Raw genomic sequence first — 15,370 nt, 5'->3', positions numbered from 1 at the left:
ATGATGCGAGAGGAAACCCCGATCCGCGAACCCTGGGGCCCAAACCCTCAGGCCCCTGCCGCGTCCAGCACCGGGGCGATCGCCTGGGCCAGGGTGGCACCGGAATAGGGTTTCTTGAGCAGCGTCACGTCCGCATGCCGTTCCGGCAGGTCGAGGCCGTCGCCATAGCCGGTGGCGAAGAGGAAGGCGACGCCCTTTTCCGCCAGCAGGTCCGCGACCGGCAGGCTGGTTTCATTGCCGAGGTTGAAGTCCAGCACGGCAAGGTCGACATCGTGGATCGCGATCGCCTCCCGCGCGCGGCCGATGCTGGCGGCGGTGATCACTTCCGCGCCCAGGTCGCGCAGCGCGTCCTCGCCATCCATGGCGATGATCATATTATCCTCCACCAGCAGGACGTTGCGGCCCTTGAGCAGCGTCGGCGTGGGTGCGGGCACGGGCCGGGGGCGCGCCGTCCCGGTCACGTCGGGCAGGACGGAGGCGACGTGGGGCGAGGGAATGCAGAAATGCGCCTCCAGCCCCGAGAGGCGATAATGCACTTCCGCCCGGCCACCCAGATCATAGGGGATGGAGCGTTCGATGACGGTCGATCCGAAGCCCCGGCGCGTCGGCGCGACCACTGCCGGGCCGCCATTCTCGCACCAGTGGAGCAGCAGGCTGCCGTCGTCGTCCACCGCCCAGTCGATCGCCACGCTGCCATTGTCCGACAGCGCGCCATATTTGGCGGCATTGGTCAGAAGCTCGTGGATCACCAGGGCCATGACCGTGAAGGCCGCGGGCGTCAGCAACACATTGGGACCGCTCAGCCTTACCCGGTCGCGACGCTCGGCCAGATAGGCGGCCGCCTCCACCTCGATCAGGTCATAGAGGCGCGCGGGCGCCCAGCGGTCGGCGGTGATCTGGTCATGAGCGCGGGCCAGCGCGTGGACGCGGCTTTCCAGCGTGTCGATGAACTGGTCGACCGACTGGGCATTGTCGCGGGTCTGGGAGAGCAGGCCCCGGATCAGCGAGAGGATGTTGCGGACGCGATGGTTGAGTTCCGCGATCAGCAATTCCTGCTTTTCATGCGCCTTCTGCCGTTCCTCATGCGCGGAATCGGACAGGCGCAGCACGACTTCGAGCAGGGCCGTGCGCAGCGCCTCGGCCACGCGCCGTTCGGCGGCGGCGAAGGGCAAGGCGGTACCGCGCACCAGTTCCGACCACTCCTCGAAACTCTTGCGCGGGGTGAGGCGCGGGCCGTTGGGACCATATTCGACATGCTTTTCCTGGTTGCCCGCCCAACGCACCGAACGAAGCTGCTCGGCCCGGAACAGCACCACATAATCGCGCGGGCGGCGCGAGAGCGGTATGGCGAGCAATCCCGCCGCGCGATCGGCATAGGCGGAGGCTTCGGGCAGCAGGCCCACCAGCCGGTCGGTGGTGAAGACCTGGCTGGCGGCCGCCCGGTTCAGCATGGCGACGATCGCGGCGAAGCTCGGCTCGTCGGGCGTAAGGCCGGAAAAGCTCATCTGGCCGTCGATATAGACCCCGACGCCGTCGGCGGGAATTGTGTCGAAGATCACGTCGCCCAGCCAGCGCGCGTTGGACAGCAGGTCATGGTCCTGCGCCACCGCCGACATCAGCCGGTCGGCCACCTGCCGCGCCTTGCCCTCATAGGCGGCGGTTTCGCTCCGCTCGCGATTTTCAAGCATCATCGAGAAGATCTGGCCGAACAGTTCGGCGGCGCTGCGCTGCGCGAAGCTGGGCAGGCGCGGCGCATAATGATGGCAGGCGAACAGGCCCCAGAGCCGCCCCTCGACGACGATCGAGATGGAGAGCGAAGCCCCCACCCCCATATTGTTCAGATATTCGATGTGGATCGGCGACACGGCGCGGGTAAGGCACAGCGACATGTCGAGCGCGGCGCCGGAAGGGTCGAGTTGCGGCACGACGGGAACCGGCTTTGCCTGCACATCGGCGATCACCCGGAAGATGTTGCGCAGATAGAGCGCGCGCGCCTGGGCCGGGATGTCGGAGGCCGGATAATGCAGGCCGAAAAAGCTGTCGATACCGGGACGGAGCGCCTCGGCCACCACCTCCCCATCGCCGCCCTCGGCAAAGCGGTAGACCATCACCCGATCGAAACCGGTCAAGGCCCGCACCTGCCGCGCGCCGTCCCGCAGGAAGGCCGTCATCCCCTCCGTCTGGCCGAGGCGGGCGACCATGGAGCGGACCATGCTGCTTGCCTCCATCTCGTCATGGCAGGCCGGTTCGGCCTCGATCACCACCAGCGATCCGGAGAAATGCACCGCAACGTCGAAGGGCTGGACGCCCTCGATCAGGATGAGCGAGAAGATGCGTTCGACCGCATCGGGACCGCGCAGCAGGGTGATGCGGTTGCGCAGGCTGTGGATCGCTTCATGGCGGAAAATCGCGCCGATCGGCTGGCCCAGCATCTGGTCGGGGGATAGGCCGGTAAAATCGGCGCTGTTGGCCGAGACGCGCGACACCAGCCAGTCGGCGGTCAGCGCGATGAGGAAGCCGAAGGGCTGGACGGTGCCCAGCACATGGATCGGCTCCCGCTCGCAATTGTCGAGATCGACCGAGAAATCCACGCTTCCGTCAGCCACGGGCAGCGCCCGCTTCGACGCGGGCGGCACAGGCAAAAAGGCCGAAGGCGGCTTGCGCGCCCCGAATCGCCTCGTCGATCCACGCTGCGCCGCCCGGATCGGCCGCGGCATCCAATGCCTGCTGAAAGGCGGTCCAGCCGCCCTTGTCATGGATCGCGGACAGATAGGCATGCGGCAGCCCGTCACCCACCTGCCGCGCCAGCATCGCGCCGCCCAGGCGCGATCCCTCCAGCGTATAGCGTGCGCCCCAGCGCCAGGCCTCGCCAGCGGAAGGGGGCCTCGCCAGCGGCGCGGGGAGGGATTCGCCCAGCGCCGCAAGGTCCCGCGCCAGCATCGGCAGGCGGTGCAACGGCGGCTGCGCCAATGCCTCCAGCGGGGCAAGCGCGCGGGCATGGGCCTTCAGGAAAGCGGCATAGTCGTCCCGATCGTCCAGGGAAAAACCGGAGAACAGATCGTCGACCTGCCGATGGCTGTCCATCGTCGCTTGACGTAGCGCCTGTCGGGCGTGGCCGGCGTGGTGCATTTTCTTCACGCCTCATCCGTATATCCAATGATAGATCGACGCTCTGATCTAGATCAGCTTTTCTCCTCCGTCCGCCATTAATGGGCAGTTCCTTTCATGTGTCGGCCGGATTCTTTCAAATCGCTGACTGACAAGTTCAGCAACATGACATGGCCCGAGTCTTAAAAGCGACATATGAGGGGCATCCAGCCCCATGAAAACGAAGGCGAACGGCATGTTGAGGAAAATGATGCTGGCGGGCTTGATGGCGGCGACGATGCTTGGCGGCATCGCCCCTGCCTATGCCCAGCAAAACGACAATGGCGGCTGGCGCGGCCGGGGTGGCGAGCGGTCGGGACGGCCCGACGGCGGCCAGCGCGGCGGCGGCGATCAGGGCCGGGGCCAGATGCAACGGCAGTGGCAGGGCGGCGGCGATGCACGCTGGCAACAGCGCGGCAATGACCGGCCCGCGGCTCCGGCGCAGACTCAGGCCCAGCCTCAGCCTCAGCCCCAGCCCCAGACTCAGGCCCAGCCGCAATGGCGCGGCGAACAACGCGGCCCGGCGACCGTGACGCGCTGGAATCGCGGCGAGCAGCGGTTCGAGACCAGCACGCGCGGCGGCGACAGGAACGACCGCAACTGGAACGATCGGCGCGACGACAATCGCGCCGGGTGGCAGGACCGCCGGGGCGACGACCGCCGCGACAATGATCGCTGGCGCGGCAATGATGCGCGGGATCGGGACGGGCGGGATCGACGCGACGACCGGCGCTGGGACAATAATGACCGGCGCGGTGGCTGGAGCGGCAACAACTGGAACGGCGGGCGCCGTTTCGATGACCGCACCCGTTGGGAAGGGCAGCGGCGCTGGGACAGCGGCTGGCGCAACGACCGGCGCTACGACTGGTCGAGCTACCGCTCGCGTTACGGCGACCGTTACCGCATGGGACGCTATTATGCGCCGCGCGGGTGGAGCTATGGCTATTCGCGCTATTCGATCGGGATCTTCCTGAACAGCCTGCTCTATTCGAACAGCTACTGGATCGACGATCCCTATTCCTACCGCTTGCCGCCCGCTTACGGCTCGCTGCGCTGGGTCCGCTATTATGACGATGCGCTGCTGGTCGATATTCGCGACGGCTATGTGGTCGACGTGATCTACGATTTCTTCTGGTAAGCCCGGAAGAGATGCGCTCCTGAACTGGCCTTCAGGACCCGGAAGCATCGTGCAAAAAGTGGGAACCGGTTTTTTGCGTTGACGATGCGACCACCCATAACTGGGCTCGGAGTGTTGCACTCCGGGCCCTTTTCATTTGCGTGGAGCGACCGCGTGGTGGCAGGAGGGCGGCATGAGCGAGTTTGTTGACGATGGCGGCGTCGCCTCGGCCGTCAGGGCACGGATCGGGGAGATGGTGCGGGCGCGGCTGGACCGCAATCCGATGGTCAGCCGGATCGATACGCCGCATCTCGAAATCCATGGGCGGCAGGAATTTCTGAGCGCGGAGGAATGCGCCGGGCTGCGGGAACGGATCGATGCGGGCGCGCAGCCTTCCAGCCTGTTTTCCGGCAGCGCCAATGCCGATTACCGCACGAGCGCGAGCTGCAATCTCAGCCCCTGGGACCCGCTGGTGAGCACGGTCAGCGATCGGATCTGCGCGCTGATGGGACTGACGAGCGCGCATGGCGAGACGTTGCAGGGACAGCGCTACCAGCCGGGGCAGGAATATAAGGCGCATTGCGATTATTTCCCGGTGACGGCCAATTACTGGCCGGCGATGATGAAGACCGGGGGACAGCGGAGCTGGACGGCGATGATCTACCTCTCCCCCGTGGAGGCGGGCGGCGAGACGCATTTCCCCCATTGCGAATTCATGGTGCCGCCGGTCGAGGGCATGCTGCTGATGTGGAACAATATGGAGCGGGACGGATCGCCCAACCACTTCAGCCTGCACGCCGCGCGTCCGGTGGAACGGGGCATCAAATATGTCGTCACCAAATGGTTTCGCGAACGGCCATGGACGCCCTGAGGTGGCGGGACGCTGATACACAATGCGACATAAATGACTGATTCCTGACTGTTTCATTCCCGGACCGTTCAGGCGCCGGGGTGCATATCCGTCTTCGTGGTCGGCGGAACCGGCGGGACAGGGGAAAGGTTTCCCTCTCCCCACCGGCTTTCAGCCACCAAGCATCGGGAGAAGACTTATGCGCAAGTTGATCATTCTGGGCCTTATGGCCGCCACCGTCATTCCGGGTGCCGCCATGGCGCAATCCCGCGCGGAAGTGCGTGATAGCGCCCGCGACCTGCGGCAGGAACAGCGCGAACTGCGCGACGCCCAGCGGTACGGCAACCGGCATGACGTCCGCGAGGAACGCCGGGATGTACGCGACGCACGGCAGGAATTGCGCGAGGATTGGCGCGATTACCGCAAGTCGCATCGCGACGTCTATCGCGGCGGCAACTGGCGGGCGCCCTTCCGCTACAATCGCTGGGAAGTCGGATCGCGCCTGCGCCCGAACTATTATAATTCGCGCTATTATATCTCGGACCCCTATCGCTATCGCCTGCCCCGTGCGGGTGCCAACCAGCAGTGGGTGAGGCACTATAACGACGTGCTGCTGGTCAATGTGAGGACCGGCCGGGTCGTGGAAGTGCATCGCGGTTTCTTCTGGTAAGCCGCTGCTTCCCCAATAACGAAACGGCCCCCGGATAGCTCGGGGGCCGTTTCCTTTTGCGCTATGGCGCTTCTGATCCACAGGGAAGGCCCCTTGGCCGCGCCGCTCGTTTCCGGGCAGGCGCGGCCGATGGCGCGGGAACCGCACCATCAGTCCGAAAGGGGGTGGACCATCAACCGTAACGTTTATCCCGGCTGAATGTTCCGTTGCCCGCCCTCAGGAGGCAAGCGCCTCGGCAATCAGGCGGCGGCTGTTCTCGATGCCGTAAAGCGCGATGAAGCTGCCCATGCGCGGCCCCTGATCGGCGCCCAGCAGCGTCTGGTAGAGCGCCCTGAACCAGTCGCGCAGTTCGGCGAAGCCATAGGTCTCGTCCTTGCCGATGGCGTAGACGATGTTCTGGATATCCTCCGCCGAGGCATGATCGGGCAGCGCGGCGAGTTCCTCGTCCAGTTTCCGAAGCGCGGCGGCTTCGTTCGGTTCCGGCGCGCGGCGCTTGAGCGTCGGGGCGACGAAATCGCGGTGATAGGCGAGCGCATGGCCGATCAGCGCGTCGAGTTCCGGATAGGTCCCCGCATTGGCGTCCGCGACATAATTTTGGAGATAGCCCCAGACCTGTTCGCGGCTGGCATCGCCCATCACGCCGACCAGGTTCAGCAAAAGGCCGAAGGTCACGGGCAGTTCGCCAACCGGCAGCTTGCCGTCATGGATATGATGGACCGGGTTGCCGAGCTGCTGTTCGACCGCCTGCTTCGGATAATTGCCGCGGAACTGCCAATATTCGTCCACCGCGCGGGGGATGACGCCCATGTGGAGCTGCTTCGCCTTTTTCGGCTCGCGATAGGCGTAGAAGGCCAGGCTCTCCTGCGGGCCATAGGTCAGCCATTGCTCCAGGCTGAGGCCGTTGCCCTTGGACTTGGAGATCTTCTCGCCCTTTTCGTCGAGGAACATCTCGTAATTGAAGCCCTCGGGCGGGCGGGCGCCCAGCGCGCGGCAGATTTTCGAGCTTTGCGTGACGGAATCGATCAGGTCCTTGCCCGCCATCTCATAGTCGACGCCGAGCGCGACCCAGCGCATCGCCCAGTCGACCTTCCATTGCAGCTTGGCGCCGCCCGACAAGATCGACTGTTCGATCACCTCGCCCTCATCCTCGAAGCGGACGAGGCCGGTTTCGGCGTCCAGCACCTCGACCGGCACCTGAAGCACGATGCCGCTCCTGGGGCTGATCGGCAGGACCGGCGAATAGGTCGCCTGCCGTTCCTTGCGCAGCGTCGGCAGCATGATGTCCATGATGTCCTGATAATGGCGCAGGACATTCTTCAGCGCGTCGTCGAAGGCGCCCGATTTGTAGCGCTCCGTGGCTGAGACGAATTCATAGTCGAAGCCGAAGCGGTCGAGAAATTCCCGCAGCATCGCATTGTTGTGATGCGCGAAGCTTTCGAACTTTTCGAAGGGATCGGGCACCTGGGTCAACGGCTTGCCCAGATGCTGGGTCAGCATCGCCTGGTTGGGCACATTGTCCGGCACCTTGCGCAGGCCGTCCATATCGTCGCTGAAGGCGATCAGGCGGGTCGGGATGTCCGACAGCGCATGATAGGCGTTGCGGACCATGGTGGTACGCAATACCTCGTTGAAGGTGCCGATATGCGGCAGGCCCGAGGGGCCATAGCCGGTCTCGAACAGGACATAGCCCTTTTCAGGCGCGCCGTTCTGATAGCGCTTCAGGAGCTTGCGGGCTTCCTCATAGGGCCAGGCCTTGGACGCCTGTGCGGCGGTGCGGATGATGTCGGACACGGTCATGATGGGCCCCCCCTACCTCCGGTCCGGACGAAAGGGAACGATTTTCAGTGTCAAAGTGGAGACAAACGGCGGCTTTACGACATCCCCCGTTTAACTTTGATTAACCCTGATGAGTCATATTTATCGCGAGCTTAGGGGGCTCAGGAGGGTCTATGCAGCCAAGGAGCCGCCAGAGAATTGCCGTCGAGATTCCCGTCATCGTGACGACGGTGCTCGATAGCCTGGAAGGAACGATCATCGATCTGAGCGAAGGCGGCGCCCAGATTGCGGGCTGCGGCCTGCCCGCGCGCAGCCAGTGCCAGATCGATTATGAAGGCCATGTCGTCTTCGCCACGGTGCAGTGGACCGAGGAAGACCGCATGGGCATCCGCTTCCCCTATGAACTGACCGACGGGCCGTTGTTCGACCGGCTGGAGATCGCGCGGGCGGCAAGGCTGACCCCGACGGCCTTCCAGCCGCGCATTCCGGGCATGCGTCCCGCCGGTGGATTCGGACGCCGGTTCGGCTGAACCGCCTGATTTCAGGTTTCCCTTTTTGTTCCCGTTCGCCTAAGCGAAACGGGTGATCGATCCTTCCGCCCTGCCCGCCCTTCACGCCAGCCATGGCGGCATCTGGCTCCGGGAAGGCGGCGATACGCAGGCGGTGGCCAAGGGCACGGCGATCGCGCGGACGGCCGAAACGCCGACGCTGCTGCTGAATGCCCCGCTGACCGGGCAGCGGCTGGGCTATCCCGATCTGAATGGCCTCGACCTGCTGGAACTGTGGGCCTTCATCCATCCGGCGCGCTTTCTGGTGCCCACGCCCAAGGGGCTGGCCGAAGCGCTGAACCTGCCGCGTCCGGCCAGCGAGGCGGACATTCCCGCACTGTTGCAGGCAGCGACCGGGGCACTGCTGGCAATGCTGGATTCGCCCTCATGGGCTGAGCGCGAGGGCGGCTGGACGGCGGCGCAATCGCTGCACCGGCTGCGCTGGCCCTGGGCGCCGCTGGTGGCCGGGCGCATCGCCAAACCGAAGGAAGCTGAGCGCTGGCTCTTTTCCAAGCTGCCGGAATGGGAGGAGAACCCGCCCCGCCCCGCCCCGCGATCCGTATCGCTGCAATCCGATGCGGTGGTGGCGCGGCTGGAGCAGTTGACCGGCACGGGGGCCGAGGCCCGGCCGGGGCAGCGCGCCTATGCGGCGGCGGCGGCGGAGGTGTTCCGCCCGAAGGCGCATCGCGATCAGCCCAATATGCTGCTGGCGGAGGCCGGAACCGGGATCGGCAAGACGCTGGGCTATCTGGCGCCCGCTTCCCTCTGGGCCGGGGAAGCGCAGGGGACGGTGTGGATTTCCACCTATACCAAAGCGTTGCAGCGGCAGTTGGACCGGGAAAGTTTGCGGTTGTTCCCCGATCCCGCCGTGGCGGCGAAGCGCGTGGTGGTGCGCAAGGGGCGGGAAAATTACCTCTGCCTGCTCAATCTGGAGGATGCGCTGCAAGGGGGCTTTGCCGGGCGCGCCGCGATATTGGCGCAACTGGTGGCGCGCTGGGCGGCCTTCACCAAGGATGGCGACATGATCGGCGGCGACCTGCCCGGATGGCTGCCGACCCTGTTCCGGCGCAATGGCTCGACCGCACTGACCGACCGGCGCGGCGAGTGCATCTATGCGGGCTGCCCCCATTATCGGAAATGCTTCATCGAGCGGTCGGCGCGGGCTTCGGCGGATGCCGACATCGTGATCGCCAATCATGCGTTGGTGATGATCAATGCGGCGCGGGGGCGCGAGACGGGGCAGGCGCCCCAGCGCATCGTGTTCGACGAGGGCCATCATTTGTTCGATGCGGCGGATTCGACCTTTTCCGTCGCGCTGTCCGGGCAGGAAGCGATCGAGTTGCGCCGCTGGGTGATGGGGCCGGAGGGCAATGCGAGAGGGCGACGGCGGGGGCTGGCAGCGCGGTTGTCGGACCTTGCCAGCTATGACGAGCAGGGCGGCGAGGCGATCAGGGCGGCGGCGGAGGCGGCGCGAGCGCTGCCCGCCGACGAATGGTTGAAGCGGATCGTCGCGGACGAGCCCTTCGGGCCGGTCGAGCAATTGCTCGCGGCGGTGCGAGGGACGGTCTATGCGCGGGCGGCCGATACGGGCGAGGCCGATGCGGGCTATGGGCTGGAGACCGAACTGGCCGAGCCGGACGGCGCGCTGGTCGAGGCGGCGCAGGAGGCGGCCCGGGCCTTGGACAATCTGCTGCGCCCCCTCACCCATCTGGGCAAGCGGATGGAGGCGGTGATCGAGGAAGCGCCCGACTGGCTGGACGGCGCGGCACGGGCGCGGGTCGAGGGGGCGATCGCCTCGCTCGGCTGGCGGCGCGATCTGGTGACGGCCTGGCTGGCGCTGCTGGCACGGATCGGCGGGCCTGCCGATGCGGATTATGTCGACTGGCTGGCGGTCGAGCGGATCGAGGGGCGGGAGTTCGACATCGGCATCCACCGCCACTGGCTGGACCCGACGCGGCCGCTGGCGCAGGCGGTGCTGAAACCGGCGCAGGGCGTGCTGATCACCTCCGCCACGCTCAAAGGGGGGGGCGATTGGGAGAATGCGGCGAGCCGGAGCGGCGCCACGCATCTGCCGCGCGGCGCGGAGCAATTCGAGGCGAGCAGCCCCTTCGACTATCCGGAGCGGTCGGAAGTGCTGATCGTGACCGACATCAAGCGCGGCGATATTGCGGCGCTGTCGGGCGCCTATGCGCGGCTGATCGAGGCGGCGGGCGGGGGAACATTGGGCCTGTTCACCGCGATCCGGCGGCTGCGCGCGGTGCATGCGCGGATCGCCGACCGGCTGGCGCGGGCGGGACTGCCGCTCTACGCCCAGCATGTGGACCCGATGGATACGGGGACGCTGATCGACATTTTCCGCGACGATCCCCGCGCCTCGCTGCTGGGGACCGATGCGCTGCGCGACGGGGTGGACGTGCCGGGCCATTCGCTGCGGCTGGTGGTGATGGAGGGCGTGCCCTGGTCCAAGCCCACGGTTCTGCATGCGGCGCGCAAGCTGGCGGGCGGAGGATCGGCCTATGACGACCGGTTGATCCGGGCGCGGATGGCGCAGGCCTTCGGGCGGCTGATCCGGCGGGCGGAGGACCGGGGCAGCTTCGTCATCCTGTCATCCGCCATGCCCAGCCGGTTGCTCAGCGCCTTTCCGCCGGGCACGCCGATCCGCCGCCTGACGCTGGATGAAGCCATCATATCGGTGAGCGGCCATTCCCGCGCTGGCCTTGGCGGCGATGCCGCGTTAGGGCATCAGCAATTCGAATCCCGCACCCCCGACCTGGAGCAAAAATGAAGCGGTTGATCCTGTTCCGTCACGCCAAGTCCGACTGGGACGATCCGGTTGCGCGGGACTTCGACCGGCCGCTCAATCGCCGGGGCGAAAAGGCCGCGCTGGTGATGGGCGAGTTCGCCAGGGCACAGGGCATCCGGTTCGACATGGTGGTCGCTTCCCCCGCGGTGCGGGTGGTGGAAACGCTGAACAGCTTCTTCACCAGCTATGGCGATACGGTCGATCCGCATTGGGACCGCCGCATCTATCTCGCCTCCACCCCCACCCTGTTCGACGTCATCCGGGACCTGCCCGACAGCGCCGACAGCGTGCTGATGTCGGGGCATAATCCGGGGCTGGAGGAATTGATCCTCGACCTCGTGCCCGACGACGGGGCCAGCCCCTTGCGCGAGGATGTGGAGGTGAAATTCCCGACCGCCTCGATCGCGGTCATGGACCTGCCGATCGCCCATTGGAGCGAGGCGAAGCCCAATATCGCCACCCTTGCCAGCTTCACCCGGCCACGCGACCTGGACCCGGCGCTGGGGCCGGGGTCACGCTGAGCGGGACGTGACGCCGATCCTCTGGCGGCGGGCGGAGGCACGCGATGCGGCGGCGCTTTCGCTGTTGGGCGGGGCGACGTTCCTCGCCAGCTTCGCCTTCGACCATCCTGGCGACGCGCTGATCGCCCATGTCCGGGACGCGCATGGCGAAGCCTTTTATGCTGAGGCTTTGGCCGATCCCGCGCAGACGATCCTGATCGGCGAGACCCCGCTAGGCGCGCCGGTCGGCTATGCACTGCTGACACCGCCCAAGTTGCCGGTCGAGACGGGGCCGGACGATCTGGAGCTCAAGCGCATCTACCTGCTTTCCGGTTGGCAGGGCGGGGGCAACGGCGCTGCGTTGCTGGCGCTGGTGAGGGAGGAAGCACGGCGGCGTGGAGCGAAACGGCTGCTGCTCGCCGTCTATCAGGGCAACGAACGGGCGCAGCGTTTCTATGCGCGGCACGGCTTCGCGGAAACGGGTGAAACCGTCTTCATGGTGGGCGACGTGCCGTTTCGCGACCTGATCTACGCAGCGCCGGTGACCTGACCCTCGATTGCGAACAGGTGCCGCTATTCGCCGATCGCCCTCGCCAGCGTCGCGCGGATGGCTTCCAGCCGGGGGAGCAGATCGGCACCGGGGACCGCTTCGCCATTGACGGCCGAAGCGGGCGCGGGTTCCATCGCCAGCGGGGTGGCCACGCCGTCCGCCAGCGCTTTCTGCGCGCCCCGCACCGTGAAGCCCTCGACATTCAGCAGATGGTTGATGCGGCGCACCAGCACCACATCGGCCGGCCGATAATAGCGCCGGTTGCCCGATCGCTGAAGCGGCCGGAGCTGCGTGAAGCGCGTCTCCCAATAGCGCAGGATATGCTGCGGAAGACCCAGTTCGCCTGCCAGCTCACTGATCGTCAGAAATGCACCCTCAGCCTTTTCCATGGCACCGATGTTGCACCTTTAGCGGCGCCAAGGTCAACCTCCGGGGAAATGGCAATTTTGAGGGAGCCTTCCTGAGCCCCCCTTACATATGGGCGACGCGATCCCGCATGGTCTGGCTGGCGCGGAAGGTCAGGACCCGGCGCGGTTCGATCGGCACTTCGACCCCCGTTTTCGGGTTGCGGCCCATGCGCTGCGTCTTGTCGCGCAGGACGAAGGTGCCGAAGCTGGAGATCTTCACATTTTCCCCGCGTTCGAGCGCGGAGGACATATGTTCCAATATGGATTCGATTATCGTTGCCGCTTCAGCCCGCGACAGGCCAATATGACGGTTGACACTCTCCGCGAGATCCGCGCGGGTCAGAGTTCCTGTACCGCTCATAGCACTTCCCCACCTGATACCCGTCGAGCCTAAATGCGGGTGATCATTCGATAATGTGCGCGATTCTGCGTGATTCGGCAAGATCAGGAGCCGTCAAAAGCCTTAAAAAATCGTGAAAAATGGGGGAGATAGGGTCCCAAAGGGGGATTTTGGGCATGGCATGCCAAAATGGGCAGCATTCAGCTTCCCATTCTCCGGCGCCATCATCCTCTACGCCCTCCCACCTTAACGCTTTTCGCGAAGCCGCGGGAGGAAGTCTGGTGCAAAAACGAGGCGACGGCCAAAGTCCCAACGCACGAGCCGGTCTTTTGCAATCCGCCGCGTTCCAGGGGCAAAGGCGGTGGCCGCTTTTCCGCGCGAGGCGTCAGACCCGCAGAACGCAGGCGCCCCAGGTGAAGCCGCCGCCCATCGCCTCCAGGACGAGCAGGTCGCCCGGCTGGACACGCCCGTCGCGCATCGCAAGATCGAGCGCCAGGGGAACCGAAGCGGCGGACGTGTTCGCATGACGATCGACCGTCATCACCACCTTTTCCGGCGCCAGTTTGAGCTTGCGCGCGGTCGCGTCGAGGATGCGGGCATTGGCCTGGTGCGGGACCAGCCAGTCGATGTCCGCCGGGCTCATGTCGGCGGCGGCCATCACCTCGGTCAACACCGAAGCGAGGTTGGTGACGGCATGGCGGAAGACCTCCTGCCCCTTCATGCGCAGCTTGCCGACCGTCTGGGTGGTCGAGGGGCCGCCGTCGACATAGAGCAACTGGTTGTGACGGCCGTCGGCATGGAGCTTCGAGGCGAGGATGCCGCGCTGGCCGTCTTCGCTCTCCTCCGCACCCAGCACGACCGCGCCCGCGCCGTCCCCGAAGAGGACGCAGGTGGTGCGGTCTTCCCAGTCGAGGATGCGGCTGAAGGTTTCCGAACCGATCACGATGGCGTTCCGCGCCGCGCCCGAGCGGATCATGCTGTCGGCCACGGTGACGGCATAGAGGAAGCCGGAACAGACCGCCGCCACGTCGAAGGCGACGCAATCGTCGATGCCGAGCGCGGCCTGAACGATGGTGGCGGTGGCCGGGAAGGTCTGGTCGGGCGTGGCGGTCGCCAGCACGATCAGGTCGATGTCCTGCGCGGACAGGCCGGCCGCTTCCAGCGCCGCTTTGGCCGCGTCGGTGGCGAGCGTCGCGGTGGTTTCGCCCTCTCCCGCCAGATAGCGGTTGCGGATACCGGTGCGCTCGACGATCCATTCGTCGCTCGTGTCCACGGTCTGCGCCAATTCGGCGTTGCTGACGGCGCGAACGGGCAGAGCGGAGCCCGTGCCCAGGAGAACGGATCGGCGGATCACTTTGCGGGCAGCTCCATCCTGGATGCGGGAGCGGTCAGCCCCTCGATCCCATGCATGTCGGCGGCGATGCGCCGGGTGATGTCTTCCTCCAGCAGCCGGGCGGCAACATGGACGGCATTGGCGACCCCCTTGTCATTGGCGCTGCCATGGCTCTTCACGACCACGCCGTTGAGGCCAAGGAAGACGGCGCCATTATGATTGTTGGGGTCGAGATGATGGCGCAGCAGATGCATCGCCGGCTTGGAGATCAGGAAACCGAGCTTCGAGCGGATCGAGCTGGTGAAGGCGGTACGCAAAAGGTCGGTGACGAAGCGGGCCGTGCCCTCCGCCGTCTTGAGCGCCACATTGCCGGAAAAGCCGTCCGATACGATGACGTCGACGTCGCCCCGGCCGATCTTGTCGCCTTCGGTGAAGCCTTCGAAGGAGAGCGGCAGGCTGGTCGCGGCGCGCAGGATCGCGGCGGCGTCGCGGATTTCCTCCGTCCCCTTCATCTCTTCCGTGCCGATGTTCATCAGGCGGACGCGGGGGCGTTCCAGGTCGAGGGCGATGCGGGCATAGGCCGCGCCCATCACCGCGAACTGCACCAGGTTGCGCGCGTCGCATTCGGTATTGGCGCCCAGGTCGAGCATGACCACGTCATTGTCGCCCAGGGTCGGCAACATGGCGGCCAGCGCCGGGCGGTCGACGCCCTTCATGGTGCGCAGCGCCAGCTTCGCCATCGCCATCAGCGCGCCGGTATTGCCGGAAGAGACCGCAGCGCCGCATGTCCCAGCCTTCACCGCCGCGATCGCCATGCTCATGGAACTGGTCTTCTTGCGGATGGCGACGCTGGGCTTGTCACCCGAATCCACGACATCGGGCGCGTGGACGATTTCCGACGCGGCGCGCAGATTGGGGTGATGGTCGAGCGCGGACTTGATCCGCGCCTCGTCTCCGAAAAGGGTGAAGCGCAACCCGTCATGACGGCGACGGGCGAGCGCTACGCCCGCCATCATCACGCGTACGCCTTCATCCCCGCCCATCGCGTCGATTGCGATTCGCGGTTGGCTGGACAAGTTAACGCACCCTTTTCAGGAGAAATTCTTGAGCGTCAGGCCCCGACGGCGACGACTTCGCGGCCGTTATAGTGGCCACAGGCATCACACAGGTTGTGCGGACGCTTCAGTTCGCCGCAGTTCGAGCATTCCTGATAGGCCTCGACGCGCAGCGAGTCATGGCTGCGACGCATGCCACGGCGGGACGGGGACGTTTTCCTCTTGGGGACAGCCATGTCGGCACCTTATTCCATAAATTGATCTGTTAGTGCGA

General features: G+C 65.9%; 15 protein-coding genes. 7 read left to right on the top strand and 8 right to left on the bottom strand.

What is annotated here, in order from left to right; genetic code table 11:
* Positions 1-47: 47 nt before the first annotated feature.
* On the bottom strand, positions 48-2,606 hold the full coding sequence (locus tag CAF53_RS11240; RefSeq protein WP_100238773.1) for an HWE histidine kinase domain-containing protein: 2,559 nt from the start codon (positions 2,604-2,606) through the stop codon (positions 48-50).
* Positions 2,599-3,129, bottom strand: coding sequence for a biliverdin-producing heme oxygenase (locus tag CAF53_RS11235; protein WP_242443479.1), 531 nt, complete (start codon positions 3,127-3,129; stop codon positions 2,599-2,601). Before CAF53_RS11235 ends, CAF53_RS11240 begins: the two co-directional genes overlap by 8 nt.
* A 214-nt stretch (positions 3,130-3,343) precedes the next feature.
* On the opposite strand from CAF53_RS11235, the gene CAF53_RS11230 reads away from it, so the two are divergent.
* The 3 genes from CAF53_RS11230 to CAF53_RS11220 all read left to right on the top strand — a co-directional run bounded on the left by CAF53_RS11230 (position 3,344) and on the right by CAF53_RS11220 (position 5,784).
* Positions 3,344-4,285 carry an RcnB family protein gene (locus CAF53_RS11230; RefSeq protein WP_242443421.1) on the top strand — a complete coding sequence of 314 codons (942 nt, stop codon included), beginning with the start codon at positions 3,344-3,346 and terminating at the stop codon, positions 4,283-4,285.
* A gap of 172 nt (positions 4,286-4,457) precedes the next feature.
* On the top strand, positions 4,458-5,135 hold the full coding sequence (locus CAF53_RS11225) for a 2OG-Fe(II) oxygenase (protein ID WP_100238093.1): 678 nt from the start codon (positions 4,458-4,460) through the stop codon (positions 5,133-5,135).
* Positions 5,136-5,313: 178 nt separating this feature from the next.
* A complete protein-coding gene (locus tag CAF53_RS11220; RefSeq protein WP_046763603.1) occupies positions 5,314-5,784 on the top strand; it encodes an RcnB family protein in 471 nt (156 codons plus the stop codon).
* Positions 5,785-6,000: 216 nt separating this feature from the next.
* Here the strand turns inward: CAF53_RS11220 and CAF53_RS11215 are convergent, their stop codons facing one another.
* The gene (locus tag CAF53_RS11215) at positions 6,001-7,581 is read right to left on the bottom strand and encodes a lysine--tRNA ligase (RefSeq protein WP_100238092.1); all 1,581 of its coding nucleotides are present in this window, start codon (positions 7,579-7,581) and stop codon (positions 6,001-6,003) included.
* 152 nt (positions 7,582-7,733) lie between these two features.
* On the opposite strand from CAF53_RS11215, the gene CAF53_RS11210 reads away from it, so the two are divergent.
* Genes CAF53_RS11210 through CAF53_RS11195 form a run of 4 tightly spaced genes read left to right on the top strand, consistent with a single transcriptional unit; the run spans position 7,734 to position 11,961 of the window.
* Positions 7,734-8,090 (top strand): PilZ domain-containing protein, encoded by a 357-nt coding sequence (locus CAF53_RS11210; RefSeq protein ID WP_046763605.1) that lies wholly within the window; start codon positions 7,734-7,736, stop codon positions 8,088-8,090.
* A 52-nt stretch (positions 8,091-8,142) separates the two neighbouring features.
* Positions 8,143-10,893, top strand: a complete 2,751-nt coding sequence (locus tag CAF53_RS11205; protein WP_100238091.1) for an ATP-dependent DNA helicase — start codon at positions 8,143-8,145, stop codon at positions 10,891-10,893.
* Positions 10,890-11,432 (top strand): histidine phosphatase family protein, encoded by a 543-nt coding sequence (locus CAF53_RS11200; protein WP_046763607.1) that lies wholly within the window; start codon positions 10,890-10,892, stop codon positions 11,430-11,432. Before CAF53_RS11205 ends, CAF53_RS11200 begins: the two co-directional genes overlap by 4 nt.
* A gap of 7 nt (positions 11,433-11,439) precedes the next feature.
* Positions 11,440-11,961: a GNAT family N-acetyltransferase gene (locus tag CAF53_RS11195; protein WP_100238090.1), complete on the top strand. Its 522-nt coding sequence runs from the start codon at positions 11,440-11,442 to the stop codon at positions 11,959-11,961.
* A gap of 23 nt (positions 11,962-11,984) precedes the next feature.
* Here the strand turns inward: CAF53_RS11195 and CAF53_RS11190 are convergent, their stop codons facing one another.
* The 5 genes from CAF53_RS11190 to rpmF form a co-directional block, all read right to left on the bottom strand.
* Positions 11,985-12,350, bottom strand: a complete 366-nt coding sequence (locus CAF53_RS11190; protein WP_046763609.1) for a MerR family transcriptional regulator — start codon at positions 12,348-12,350, stop codon at positions 11,985-11,987.
* Between the two features lie 82 nt (positions 12,351-12,432).
* On the bottom strand, positions 12,433-12,729 hold the full coding sequence (ihfA, locus tag CAF53_RS11185) for an integration host factor subunit alpha (RefSeq protein WP_100238089.1): 297 nt from the start codon (positions 12,727-12,729) through the stop codon (positions 12,433-12,435).
* 364 nt (positions 12,730-13,093) lie between these two features.
* Positions 13,094-14,062, bottom strand: coding sequence for a beta-ketoacyl-ACP synthase III (locus CAF53_RS11180; protein WP_100238088.1), 969 nt, complete (start codon positions 14,060-14,062; stop codon positions 13,094-13,096).
* Positions 14,059-15,084, bottom strand: a complete 1,026-nt coding sequence (plsX, locus tag CAF53_RS11175) for a phosphate acyltransferase PlsX (protein WP_046763698.1) — start codon at positions 15,082-15,084, stop codon at positions 14,059-14,061. Before plsX ends, CAF53_RS11180 begins: the two co-directional genes overlap by 4 nt.
* A gap of 68 nt (positions 15,085-15,152) precedes the next feature.
* On the bottom strand, positions 15,153-15,332 hold the full coding sequence (rpmF, locus tag CAF53_RS11170) for a 50S ribosomal protein L32 (RefSeq protein ID WP_013848214.1): 180 nt from the start codon (positions 15,330-15,332) through the stop codon (positions 15,153-15,155).
* Between the last annotated feature and the right edge of the window lie 38 nt (positions 15,333-15,370).

It is taken from the genome of Sphingobium sp. LB126 (assembly GCF_002795205.1).
Classification (GTDB): domain Bacteria; phylum Pseudomonadota; class Alphaproteobacteria; order Sphingomonadales; family Sphingomonadaceae; genus Sphingobium; species Sphingobium chungbukense.
Note: the sequence above shows the minus strand (reverse complement) of the source record. Positions and strands in the feature narration are given on the sequence as shown.